This is a genomic window from Verrucomicrobiia bacterium, assembly GCA_035946615.1.
Lineage (GTDB): Bacteria > Verrucomicrobiota > Verrucomicrobiia > Limisphaerales > UBA8199 > DASYZB01.
Genome location: DASYZB010000050.1, coordinates 1 through 12,577 on the forward strand (window position 1 = coordinate 1; position 12,577 = coordinate 12,577).

At 58.2% G+C, this 12,577-nt stretch carries 13 protein-coding genes; 11 read left to right on the forward strand and 2 right to left on the reverse strand.

Features of this window, described 5'->3' with window-relative positions; translation table 11 throughout:
- Positions 1–837, forward strand: an 837-nt coding sequence (locus VG146_08145; GenBank protein HEV2392319.1) for a hypothetical protein, incomplete at its 5' end; no start/stop codon positions are given.
- A 12-nt stretch (positions 838–849) separates the two neighbouring features.
- Here the strand turns inward: VG146_08145 and VG146_08150 are convergent.
- Positions 850–1,089, reverse strand: coding sequence for a hypothetical protein (locus tag VG146_08150; GenBank protein ID HEV2392320.1), 240 nt, complete (start codon positions 1,087–1,089; stop codon positions 850–852).
- Between the two features lie 9 nt (positions 1,090–1,098).
- Complete coding sequence (locus VG146_08155; protein HEV2392321.1) at positions 1,099–1,686, reverse strand: hypothetical protein; 588 nt, start codon at positions 1,684–1,686, stop codon at positions 1,099–1,101.
- A gap of 255 nt (positions 1,687–1,941) precedes the next feature.
- Between VG146_08155 and VG146_08160 the strand changes: the two genes are divergently transcribed.
- The 10 genes from VG146_08160 to VG146_08205 all read left to right on the forward strand — a co-directional run bounded on the left by VG146_08160 (position 1,942) and on the right by VG146_08205 (position 12,548).
- A complete protein-coding gene (locus VG146_08160) occupies positions 1,942–3,312 on the forward strand; it encodes an aconitase family protein (protein ID HEV2392322.1) in 1,371 nt (456 codons plus the stop codon).
- A 13-nt stretch (positions 3,313–3,325) separates the two neighbouring features.
- Positions 3,326–5,263 carry an O-antigen ligase family protein gene (locus VG146_08165; GenBank protein ID HEV2392323.1) on the forward strand — a complete coding sequence of 646 codons (1,938 nt, stop codon included), beginning with the start codon at positions 3,326–3,328 and terminating at the stop codon, positions 5,261–5,263.
- A gap of 162 nt (positions 5,264–5,425) precedes the next feature.
- Complete coding sequence (locus tag VG146_08170) at positions 5,426–6,274, forward strand: FecR domain-containing protein (GenBank protein ID HEV2392324.1); 849 nt, start codon at positions 5,426–5,428, stop codon at positions 6,272–6,274.
- 81 nt (positions 6,275–6,355) lie between these two features.
- Complete coding sequence (locus VG146_08175) at positions 6,356–8,686, forward strand: adenylate/guanylate cyclase domain-containing protein (protein HEV2392325.1); 2,331 nt, start codon at positions 6,356–6,358, stop codon at positions 8,684–8,686.
- Between the two features lie 64 nt (positions 8,687–8,750).
- Positions 8,751–9,245 (forward strand): pantetheine-phosphate adenylyltransferase, encoded by a 495-nt coding sequence (coaD, locus tag VG146_08180; protein HEV2392326.1) that lies wholly within the window; start codon positions 8,751–8,753, stop codon positions 9,243–9,245.
- A gap of 3 nt (positions 9,246–9,248) precedes the next feature.
- The gene (locus tag VG146_08185) at positions 9,249–9,737 is read left to right on the forward strand and encodes a YceD family protein (protein ID HEV2392327.1); all 489 of its coding nucleotides are present in this window, start codon (positions 9,249–9,251) and stop codon (positions 9,735–9,737) included.
- Positions 9,738–9,758: 21 nt separating this feature from the next.
- Complete coding sequence (gene rpmF / locus VG146_08190; protein ID HEV2392328.1) at positions 9,759–9,947, forward strand: 50S ribosomal protein L32; 189 nt, start codon at positions 9,759–9,761, stop codon at positions 9,945–9,947.
- Positions 9,948–9,985: 38 nt separating this feature from the next.
- Positions 9,986–11,035 (forward strand): phosphate acyltransferase PlsX, encoded by a 1,050-nt coding sequence (gene plsX / locus VG146_08195; protein HEV2392329.1) that lies wholly within the window; start codon positions 9,986–9,988, stop codon positions 11,033–11,035.
- An 81-nt stretch (positions 11,036–11,116) separates the two neighbouring features.
- A complete protein-coding gene (locus tag VG146_08200; protein ID HEV2392330.1) occupies positions 11,117–12,154 on the forward strand; it encodes a beta-ketoacyl-ACP synthase III in 1,038 nt (345 codons plus the stop codon).
- Between the two features lie 70 nt (positions 12,155–12,224).
- Positions 12,225–12,548, forward strand: coding sequence for a PilZ domain-containing protein (locus VG146_08205; protein HEV2392331.1), 324 nt, complete (start codon positions 12,225–12,227; stop codon positions 12,546–12,548).
- Positions 12,549–12,577 lie beyond the last annotated feature (29 nt).

Genomic DNA, 12,577 nt, shown 5'->3' on the forward strand with positions numbered 1-12,577 from the left:
CCAAAATGTCAGCCCCAATTGGTTCTCCGAAACGATGGCTCAATGACCCCGTGGGGCGAGTTAGGCACTAATTTGCCTCCCGGAATTACCAACGTAGTTGCAATTGCTAATTACGGGGGTAACGCATTGGTCTTGCAAAACGATGGCACGGTGTTCGCATGGGGCGATAACACCTATGGCCAGACCAACGTACCGGAGGGTTTGAGCAATGTTGTTCAAGTCGCGCAAGGTTACAGCTTCGAGCTTGTGCTCCGGTCAGATTCGACCGTTGTTGCCTGGGGATCCGATGTGGATGGAGTGATCAGTGGCGCTTCCGGGCTCACCAATGTGGTGGCCATTGCTGCAGGCCCCGATCACGTTCTGGCGTTGTTTAATGACGGCACGATTACCGCCTGGGGGAATGATGATTTCGGGCAAACTAATGTGCCGACTGGTTTAAGCAATGTTGTGGCTGTTGCGGGCCGACCCTTTCATAGCTTGGCCTTGAAGAACGACGGCACTGTGGTCGGCTGGGGGCTGAACGCCTTAGGGCAGATTTCGATTCCCGTTGGGTTACGGCGGGTATTTGCCATCGCCGGGGGAAACGAATCGAGTTACGCGCTTGTGGCCGACCTAAAAATCGATTCTATCCGCATGAACGGTGTGAGTCCCGAGTTGTCGTTTCGCACCTTTACGGGCGAGGGCTATGCGGTGGAGGCTTCATCCGATCTGACACCGGGAAGCTGGGTCGATTTGCCGGGAGGCAATCTGATAGGAGACGGAACTGAGGCCGTATTTACCGACACCTCACCACTAACCGCCGGAAACAGATTCTACCGGATCAGGCTGGTTCCGTAACGCTCGCTTCGCCTATCTCTGTCGAAAGCCGAGCCAGGCCACAAGCATGCCACCGCCGATTAGCGCGATGCCAATTGGACGCAGGACGGGAATGGTCTTTTCGGTCGTGGCGGTTGCCTTGAAATTGCCGAACCGGAACACTTCTTCTTGGGTCTGGAATTTAACCCAGCTCAGGGCAAGGGAAAGGATTCCCACCGCGATCAGGACCACCCCAATTCTTGCCGTCGTGTTCAGAGGCGCCCCACGGGTCATAGATTCGCTTTACCTGTCATCCCGTTTCTTTTCTTCCTTTTTCGGCGCAGGCTTTTGCTGCTCTTTGCGAACCGGCTCCTGCGGACGGGCCGCGAAACGAGCGTGCTCCATACCCGGCTCGGGACGACCCGGCTCGGGACGACCGGGTGCGGGGTGCCCCACAAATGGGTGCGGGCGCGCCTCGGGCGTGTGAAAGCGGTTGAGTTCTCGAAAATCCGCAGCGCGCCTCACCCGAAGCCCGTAGCCAGGCCGCCAGCCGTATGGCCGATAAAACCAACGATGATATTCGGGGTGCCAGTAACAATAACGTCCGCCGATAAAGACGTAGTCCACCTCAACCGGGGGCGGCACGAACTCTACTACCGCGCTTTCCTCCACCACGACGGGCGGCGGCTCGTCTGGCGGGGGCATCGGGACAACTGCCACCGGGGCGGGCTGCGGGACGTAAACCGTGCAGCCTTGCCAGAAAGGCACCCCCAGGCCCAGCAGGAGGAGAACTCGAACAGTCTGCCCCTGCGCCTTTCTGAATGATGCGCCAGGACGAAAGCTCGAATTCGAGGGGCTAAATGTCCTTTGCTTTTGGTGTATCAGTTTCATGATTAGGTTCTACAATTAGTTCGGTTTATCGCGGCCACGCGCACCCCCCGCGAACAGGTTTCATTCAGCCCTAATTCAAATGGAAGCCGCCTTTATTTGCAAGGCGCGATTCCACTCGCCACGCCACCCACGCTTCCCTGTTGAAGTCCTGCCGCACCTCGGGTAGGCTGGCTGCTTGGGGCCACTCGGCGGATGGCAACTCGGGGCATCCCGTGGCGGCATGACGGTTTGCAATTTTAGACGTATTTACATTTTATGACGCTCACGGAAAAAATCCTTGCCCGTGCGGCTGGCAAAGCCCGCGTTGAGGCGGGAGACAATATTTGGGTAAAGGCCGACGTGCTCATGACGCATGACGTGTGCGGTCCTGGCACGATTGGCGTGTTCAAACGCGAATTCGGCCCCAAAGCCACGGTTTGGGACCGCAACAAGGTGGTGATTATCCCTGACCACTACATTTTCACGTCGGATTCGAAATCGAATCGCAACGTGGACATCCTGCGCGATTTCGTAAAGGAACAGCGGATCACTTATTTCTACGATGTGATCGATGACCCCACCGGGCATTGGGTGTTCGATTCGTCTAAGGGGCCTCTCCAGCGCCAGTTTGGGTCGCGCTATGCCGGCGTTTGCCATACGGCTTTACCGGAGAAAGGCCATACCCGGCCCGGAGAAATTCTTTTTGGGACGGATTCCCATACCTGCATGGCTGGGGCCTTCAACGAGTTTGCCACGGGCATTGGCAACACGGACGCCGGGTTCGTTATGGGCACCGGCAAGCTGTTGCTCAAGGTTCCTGAAACGATGCACTTCCGGCTCGAAGGCCAATTGCAACCGGGGGTGATGGCCAAGGATCTCATCCTGCATTGCATCGGGGCCATTGGCTTCGATGGGGCCACTTATCGCGCGATGCAGTTCGATGGACCCGGCACCACCTCGTTGAGCATCGACGACCGCATGACCATCGCCAATATGGCCATCGAGGCGGGCGGCAAAAACGGGATTTTCGAGTTCGATTCCCAGACCAGAGCCTTTGTGGATTATCGCAACAAGCTCAACGGAACCAAAACCAGTTACGAACCGGTTGAACGCGATCCGGACGAACGATTTGTTTATGAGTTGATCGTGGACCTTTCCAAGCTCGAACCAACCGTTGCCTGCCACCCCGACCCGGGCCAGCGCAAGCTCGCCAAGGAATTGGGCCATATCAAACTCGACCGCGCCTACATCGGCTCATGCACCGGTGGAAAGACCAGCGATTTCCTCGAATTCGCCCGCGTGCTGCGCGGCAAACGGGTGGCCATTGATACCTTCGGCGTCCCCGCCACACCCGAAATCGTGCATCAGCTCCAGACGGCCCGGTGGGGGGAAAAAACGATCTGGGAAATCCTCGTCGCCGCCGGCGTGCAGATGACCGAGAACGCCGGGTGCGCCGCTTGCCTGGGCGGGCCGGTCGATACCTTTGGCCGCATGAATTCGCCCATGAAATGCATCAGCGCCACCAACCGGAACTTCCCTGGCCGGATGGGCCACAAGGAATCCCAGGTGTTTCTTGCCTCACCGGCCACAGTTGCTGCCAGCGCCCTGACCGGACGCATCACCGACCCGCGCGAATACCTGAGCTGACTGCCGCCGCGCCATGAGCCAAGAAACTGTCGATCGATGGTGCGAGCGGGGTGTCCTGTACTTGGTCCTGGCCATCCTGACCTTTGGTCCCCTGGCCATCGGCGCGGTGCGCGGATTCGATTTTGCTATTATCGAGGGGTTGACCCTTGGAGTCATGGCGCTTTGGGCAATCCGCCTCTGGGTCAGCCCCCGCCCGCAATTACTCTGGCCGCCCATCTGCTGGGCGGTCATTGCCTTTTCTCTCTATGCAGTGGGACGTTACCTGACCGCCGATATTGAATACGTCGCCCGCCAGGAAGTGCTCCACGTGCTGGTTTATGCGTTCCTGTTCCTGGCTATTTTGAACAATCTGCACCGGCAGGAAACAACTCAGATCATCAGCTTTGCCTTGGTTTTTCTGGCGATGGCGATTTCCTTTTACGCCGTTTACCAGTTCCTCACCGACTCGAATTATGTTTGGGGCTTGCCAAAAGCCTACCCACACCGCGGCTCGGGGACCTATATCAATCCCAATGACCTGGCCGGTTTTCTCGAAATGCTCCTGCCGATTGGCCTGGCCTACGCCCTGGTGGGCCGGCTCAAGCCCGTGACTCGCATCCTGCTCAGCTACGCCAGCCTGGCGATTCTGGCTGGCATCGCCGTCACCATTTCCCGAGGCGGCTGGGTCTCGACCGGCGTGGCCCTGACCCTGTTGCTCGGGGCTTTGGCCTTTCGCCGGCGTTATCGGCTCCCTGTCCTTGTTCTGGCCGTGGTTGCCATCGGCGTTGGAGCCTTTCTCCTGCCTAAAAGCTTTTTCATCCAATCCCGTATCAAACAAACCATGTCGGCTTCGAATAAAGTCAATGACGACATGCGGTTTGCGATTTGGGCGCCGGCGTGGCGGATGTGGCAGGACCATCCCTGGTGGGGAGTGGGGCCGGCGCACTTTGATGCGCGCTTCCACCAGTACCGCCCCGAGGGCGTGCAGTTGAGCCCCGTGCGTACCCATAACGATTACCTCAACACGCTGGTTGATTGGGGTGTGACCGGCCTGGCTCTGGTTCTTGCCGCGGTCGCGCTGTTGTTTTTTGGTGTTTGGAAGACGCGCTCCTCGGTGCGATTGTCGAGCGGGGAATTGGGGGGCAAATCCGGCAGCAACAAGTTCGCTTTTGTGTTGGGGGCCAGTTTGGGTTTGGTGGCAATTCTGGTCCATTCGTTTGTTGATTTCAACATGCATATCCCCGCCAATGCGATCCTGGCAGTGACCCTGATGGCTTTGCTGAGCAGCCACCTGCGGTTCGCCACCGAGCGCTATTGGTTCACTCTGAAGGTGTGGTCCAGAGTCCTGGCCAGCGCCCTGCTCTTTTTGGGAGGCGCTTATGTCGCCCAACAGGCCTGGCGCCTCGGGACTGAGGCTCTATGGCTCGATCGGGCCGAACGGGCCCCCGTTTTCTCGGCCAAACAAATCGATTTGCTCTCCCGCGCCTTTGCTTCTGACCCAATGAACCCGGAAACCGCCCTTTCAATAGGCGAGGCCTTTCGCCGCGAAAGCCAGGAGGGGGGGGAGTTTTATCAAGGACAGCAGGGAGCGAATTATCGCACGCTGGCAGAACAGGCCATGACCTGGTATCAGCGCGGGATGAAGCTCAATCCCTGGGATAGCCGCAACTACTCAGGTTATGGCTGGTGCCTGGATTGGCTGGACCGCCAGGCCGAATCCGCCCCTTATTTCAGCCAAGCTGAGGAACTGGACCCGAACAATTATTTCAACCTGAATAATATCGGCTTGCACTACATTCAGGCGGGGGATTTCGCAGCCGCTAAACCGTGGTTCGAACGCTCGCTGCGCCTTGAATGGCACGACAACCCGATTGCGCAGAATTACCTCCAGATAGCCAATATGCGCTTGCTCGATGCCGCCACCAATGAATTGAGCGCCCGGCTTGGCAGAAAGATGGAGGCAGAGAAATAACATTTTTATCTTTCAGCCTCCATTTTTCTGCCATCGGCGCAAAAATCGGCCAGTTCCGGCTGGAAAAAGGCCCAAAAAAAAGTTTGAAAAGTGGTTGACAGCTTGCGTATCTCGTTTAGAATTCCAACAAATAGACGGGTTCATTATTTGAGCAGCACACTTATGAAACACACTCGAAGTCTCTTTAGCGGCTTGGTTGCCAGCGCGGTTGCCCTGGCAATGGTCTCCACATTAGCGGCCCAGACCGTCGAAGGCGTGGCCAAGGTGGTTCGGGTCAAAGGCCCAGCCCGTTACAGCACCGGCGGCAATGTCTGGCAGCCGTTGCATTCAGGAATGGTCCTGCGGCCCGGCACGACCGTCCAGACCGGCACCGAAGAAGGCTCCTACGTCGATCTGGTTTTGGGCGGAGCCAATGCCCCGGTTCCACAACCGGTCGTTTATCGTCCTTACATTCCTGACTCGATGGCCACTATGGCCTATCAGCCTTCGGCTGAGCAAAACGTCGTCAGGGTTTGGCAGAACTCGGCTTTGGGAATCGACAAGTTGACATCGATGCGCACCGGAGCGGACGTGGTCAGCGAAACACAGCTCGACCTGAAGATGGGCCGCATCACCGGCAACGTAAAGAAAATGACTGCCGCCTCGAAATACGAAGTCAAGCTGCCCAATGGCGTGGCGGGTGTTCGCGGCACACTCTATGACATCTCCGCTGAAGGCGTAGTCAAGGTTTTCGTCGGCTCGATGGTTCTTGCTTGGGTGGACCCCAAGTCCGGTAACGTCACAACTCAAGTCATCATGGGTGGCCAGCAGTACGACGCGCGCACGGGACAGATTACCCCGGTTTCAGCGACTGAGATGGGCGCATTCGAGAACATCGGCTTGGCGATGCGCGTGGTGACTACTCCAACCCCTATCACCCTCGCCAATAATCTGGCTGTGACGCCGATCTCACCGGTAGGGTTCTCGGGCACAGGTCCCCTTCCCGAGCCGGTTTTTACATTTGGGTTTTGACGCTCAATAAGGCGCAAAGATATATCTCTCAAAACCAGAGCAACCTTGTGTTGCTCTGGTTTTTTTATTTATTGTTAACTGGTGAAGTTCACGCCCGCTCAGCGCATTCCCGCTTTGGTCGCCTTGGGGGTAATCATCCTGGTATGCTGGGCGAGTTGGCGGCGAGCGGACCTGTTTGAGCGGCTGGAACGGATGACCTTCGATATGCGGGTTCGTGCTGCTGTGCGCTACCATCCCACGGTCGCCACCAACCTCGGTTTTGTTTTCATCGACGAGGACAGCGTTCAGCGCGTGTGGAATGGGTCGTTAGGGTATCGGTTCGGTCTGTATTGGCCCCGCCAGGTTTACGGACGAATAGTGCAGGAATTAGCCACCCAGGGGGCACGGGCCATCGCCTTTGATGTTCTCTTCGGCGAGTTGCGTCCCGATCATCCCGCCGTTCAGATGGCCGACGGGAGTGTGGGACCTGATTCTGACGACTTTTTCGCCCAGCAAATGCGGCGGGCCGGGAACGTCATCATCGCGCAAACACCTGAAATTACCCCTCCGGCGCTCTTCGCCACCAATGCCTGGGCCGTGGGCGATGTCTCAACAGATAAGGATTTGGACAGCATCCTGCGCCGGGCAAAGGTTTTCCGTCTCTATCACGAATGGCATCCGGCGTTTTTGCAATTAGAGGCTGACCCAGGATTCGGAGTGGACCTGCGCAAGGCGCGCATTGAACCCCGCCGGATCGTTTTGCCACGGGCGGGGGGCGAGCCTATCGTCGTGCCTCTGGATGCCAATGGCAATTTCGAGGTCGCGGATTTCTGGGGCGACAACCTCCCGCCCGGCATCGCGCGAAAGGCCAGGCCCTTTACCGAGGAACGCGTTTGGCACATGGGCGTCGTGCTGGCTGCGCGCGAGCTAGGATTAGACTTGGCCAATGCCCAAATCGACCTTCCCCATGGGCGCATCACCCTGCGGAATCGGGCGGGCCTCGAGCGAGTGATCCCGGTCGATGGCCAGGGCAATATGCTCATTGATTGGTGCCTGACGGTCAATAGCCCGCAGCTCACGCGCGAGCCGATCCAGGACCTGCTTGAGCAGTACCGACAGCGGCTATTGGGCGCCACAAATCAGTTTCTCAATCGTTGGCGCGGCAAACTGGCGATAATCGGGTCCAGCGCAGTTGTCGGCAATAATCTGACCGACCGCGGAGCGACGCCCTTGAGTCCAGACACGCTGCTGGTAAGCAAACACTGGAACGTGGCCAACTCGATAATCACTGGCCGGTTTGTGCGGCGCGCTCCACTGGGAGTGGAGCTGGGGTTGGTAGTGTTGCTTGGGCTTGGGGCGACCATCGTGACACTGCGCCTACGCGTGCTGCTTGCCTCCATGCTGGTCCTGCTGCTGAGCCTGGCTTATGCTGTTTTCGCTTCCATCCTCTATTTTCGCACGCGCTATTGGTTGCCCATCGTGTTGCCTCTGGGAGGCGCCTGGTTGATGACCCACGTTTGCCTGGTGACCTGGCGGGTCGTCTTCGAGTCCGCAGAACGCAAGCGCGTCCGCTCCATTTTCTCAACCATCGTCTCGCCTAAGATTGTCAACGAACTGCTCCAAGCTCAGGCTCTGAGCCTTGGAGGCACTCGCCGCGAAATTACCGTGTTGTTTGCCGATGTGCGCGGGTTCACCGAATTCACCGACTCCAGCCAGGAGCAGGTGGCAGAGCATGTCCGCCAAAGGGGCTTGCAAGGCCAGGCCGCCGAGACCTGCTTCGATGAGCAGGCGCGGGAGACTCTCCGGACAATTAATCTCTATCTTGGATTGGTCGCAGAAACGATTCTGCAGCAGGATGGGACTCTGGATAAATTCATAGGCGATTGCGTGATGGCCTTTTGGGGCGCGCCGACTCCCCACTCGAAGCATGCGTTGGCGTGCGTCCGGGCGGCAGTGCAGGCGCAGCGGGGAATTCACGACCTTAACCTTCAGCGCGCGGCGCAGAACAAAGCAATCGCCTTGGAGAACCAGGCCCGCGCCGCTGCAGGCCAGCCCCCAGTCCCGCTGCTGCCGATTCTATTTGTTGGCACCGGCATCAACACGGGCATGGCAACCGTCGGCTTAATGGGAGCAGAAACCAAGTCGGTCGTGCGCCAGGGCAGCTACACTGTTTTTGGCCGGGAAGTCAATCTGGCCAGCCGCCTCGAAAGCGCCTCCGAACGTGGCCGCATTTTCATCAGCCAATCCACCTGGGCACACTTGCAACGAGACGACCCGGCTTTGGGGGCATCCTGCGTTCCCTTGCCACCCCTTACCGTAAAGGGTATCCGCGCCCCAGTGCAGGTCTATGAGGTCCCCTGGAGACTCTCCGGCACCCGCCGTATCGAAGAGGAATTTGCGCTGCCTCAGCAGGAAACCGCAAAGAAGGGCTGAAGGTCGAGTCCTTGGGTCCTGCTTTTGTTTGTGGTTGTCCCCCCTCTGCTGCTAAGCTGCTTTCATGCGCACGGTGATTTACCCGGGAAGTTTCGATCCTTTGACCAATGGCCATCTGGATGTCGTCCAAAGAGCGACGAAACTCTTCGACCGCGTCATCGTCGCGGTGGCTCGGAACGAAAGCAAACGCCCCTGCTTCAGTCTCGAAGAGCGAGTGGAAATGGTTGCGCGCGCTGTCGGTCATTTTCCCCAGGTCGAGGCTGACAGCTTTGACGGGTTGCTGGTGGACTACGCAGAGAAGCGGTCGGCGCAGGCGGTCATCCGAGGGCTAAGGGCGGTTTCGGATTTCGAGTTTGAATTCCAACTGGCTTTGATGAATCGTAAATTGAACGAACGGATTGAAACGATTTTCATGATGCCCAAGGATACTTATACATTCCTCAGCTCCCGCATCGTCAAGGAGATTGCCAGCCTCGGGGGCGACGTCAGCGCGTTTGTGTCGGCGCACGTGCGGGCGGCCCTGGCCTCGAAGGCAAATCCGTTGCCGGCGGTGAGGTGATTTATGCCGTTGCTTGTTAATTTGCGACATTTGGAGGCTGATGACGTCCACATCGAGGGAGAGTTGCCGCCCGAAGAATTGGACATCGAGACGGGCGACGAGATGATACGGGTGACCGGCCCGTTGGCGTATGATTTGGAAGCGCAAAAGTTTGAAGAAGGTCTTCTGTTGCAAGGGCAGTTGCGCCTCCCGCTGGAGTGCCGATGTGTCCGTTGTCTGAAGACTTTCTCCCGCCCGTTCGAGCTCTTGGAATGGGTGGCCCACCTGCACCTCCAGGGGGAGGAGGCCGTTGCGCTCCAGGGCGATTACGTGGACTTGACGCCCCGCATTCGGGAAGATATTCTCCTGGAGTTTCCGCAACATCCGTTGTGCGACCCGGAGTGTCGTGGCTTGCCAGGAATGGCTCCGGGCGCGGCCCGGAGCCCCAGCAGCGCCGGGCAGGCTTCAAAGGGCTTGTCTGAATGGGATGAGTTAAATAAGCTGAAGTTTTAACATTAGAGAAAGTATCTATTTATGGGAGTCCCGAAACGTAAACCGTCCAAGAGCCGTCAACGCATGCGGCGGGCGTACAATAGTGTCCTGACCTTGCCCCAGTTGAGCACCTGCCCCCAGTGTGCCGCGCCGTACGTGCCGCATCGGGTTTGCCCCGCCTGCGGCTATTATAAAGGCCGCCAAATCATCACCGTTATAGCCGGAACCTGATTCCGGCCTCTGGCCGGCAAGGGGCCGGGTTGCTCTTTATGCGGATTGCAGTGGATGTGATGGGCGGCGACCACGGCTGTGGTGTGGTCATCGAAGGGGCCCTCCGAGCCATTCAGGCCGACAAGCGCATCACTGCTTTGTTTTTGGTCGGGCGCAGGTCTGAAATCCACGCCGCTCTTCCCCGGGGCGGCTTCCGCGACCATCGGGTCCGAGTAGTTCATGCCAGTGAAGTGCTCACCATGGATGATAAGCCCGCCGCTGCCGTCCGGCGGAAAAAGGACTGCTCGATCGTTAGGGCGGTTGAACTGGTCCATGACGGCAAAGCCGATGCGGTGGTTTCGGCCGGTAATACGGGCGGGATTTTTGCAGCCGCAACGTTCCGCCTGGGCCGCATTCCGGGAGTGGATCGAGGCGGTATTGCCGCCATTATTCCCACCCCCGACCATCATTTTGTATTGCTGGATTCCGGGGCAAATATTGAATGCAAGCCCATCCACCTGGCTCATTATGCAGTGCTGGGCAGCGTTTATTCCCGCGAGATACTCGGCTGCAAAAACCCCCGCGTCGGCATCCTGAGCATCGGCACCGAAGAAAGCAAAGGCAACGAGCTGACTCTAGAGGCCTTCCGCCTGTGCAAACAGCTTGAACTTAATTTTGTGGGCAACGTCGAAGGCCATGACCTGTTCAAGAATCACGTGGATTTGGTCATCTGCGATGGGTTCGTGGGGAACATTGTTTTGAAGACTTGTGAGAGCCTGGCGCTGGCGATGTTTTCCATGCTCAAACGGGAATTGACCGCCAGCCCGCAACGCCAGCTTGGCGCGTTGCTGGCTCGAAACGCCTTTCGCGCCATCCGCCGGCGCATGGACCCTGAGGTTTATGGGGGAGCGCCGTTGCTGGGCTTTAACGGGGTTGTTCTTAAGGCCCATGGGTCCGCCCGCGAACGCGCTATCGCCAGCGCCATTCGTGTCACCACCGACAACCTCCAACACCAGGTCCACCAGCGAATGGCTGCGGAAATCGCCCGCGCCAACGAACTCCTGGCCCCCACTGAGATTCCCGCCTCTGCTGTCCTTTCCGAGAAATAGCCTGGCCATCTGATCGCGATGCCTCCCTCGATGAGCGCATAACAATAAAACCCTAAACCACCGCGCCAGGCCATTGCCGGCATGAGCCCATTGCCTAAACCCAAATTCAAAAACCCTCGAGCCAAGTACAATTTCCAGGGCCGGACCTGCTCGATTGCGGGAGTCGGCTCCTATGTCCCTGCGCGCATCCTGACGAATGCCGATCTGGAGAAGATGGTTGACACATCCGACGAATGGATTACGACTCGCACGGGCATCAAAGAGCGGCATATAGCCGCCAAAGACGAGTTTACCTCCGACCTGGGCACCCAGGCGGCCCTGCGCGCCATGAAACGAGCCGGCGTCACGCCCGAGCAGATCGATTTGATTGTCGTGGCAACCATCACGCCGGACATGCCGTTCCCTTCCACCGCCGCCCTGGTTCAGCGCAAGATCGGCGCCTACCGCGCCGCTGCTTTTGACCTCGAGGCGGCCTGCTCCGGCTTCATTTACGGGCTGGAAGTCGCCCAGCAATTCATCATGTCCCGCACTTACGATACCGTGCTGGTGATTGGCGCCGAAAAGCTCTCCTCGATAGTCGATTGGCAGGACCGCAACACGTGCGTTTTGTTCGGAGATGGAGCCGGAGCGGCGGTGTTGCGCAATCGTGCCAATTCGCACGGGCTGCTGACGGCGGTCATGGGGGCCGACGGCCGCAAATCCAACCTGCTTTTTATGGCCGGCGGAGGCAGCCGTTGCCCGGCAACAATCGATTCGGTGAATGCCCGGATGCATTATCTGCGCATGGAAGGCAAAGAAACCTTCAAGAACGCGGTGCAGGCAATGCAGACGGCGGCCGAGGAGGCCTTGCGGCGGTGCGAGATCGATATCACCCGCATCAAACTCATTGTGCCCCACCAGGCCAACCTGCGGATTATCGGGGCTGTGGGGGAACGGCTGGGAGCAAAACCTGAGCAAATGTTTGTCAACCTGCACAAATACGGCAACACGTCCGCGGCCTCAGTGGCCATTGCTCTGGACGAGGCAGTCCAATCCGGGCGCATTCAGGCTGGGGATTTGTTGCTGCTGGTGGTTTTTGGGGCCGGGCTGACCTGGGGGGCGGCGGTCATCGAGTGGTAACTAAATCATTCCATTTACGCAAGAAACTGAATTGACGCCTGCGCAGAATATGCTAGACTAACTCTGCTGTATGAGCGCCAGAAAAGCTGAAATTCCCGGTTCCCTCCAACACGTCACAGTCGAAGCGCGTCAGACGCGTTTGACCCTTTCCCCCGATTCAGTTGTCATTCATAAGAATGGCATTGAATTTCGCAGCGCCACCCCATTTTCGCCATGGGCGGAAATGACCCTCACGCTGCAATCGCCGCGGGAAGGAGGCAAGGTCCATTGTAACGGAGTGGTCATCGCCTGCACCGGCAACAAGCATGCCGGCTATCATGTCTCGATGGTCTTTACCGGGCTCTCCAAGCAGGCCGAAGCGCGCTTGGTGGCGATGGCCTTTTCGCCCGCCTGATTTAATTGGTCTGTCGGAGGGCTCAGTTC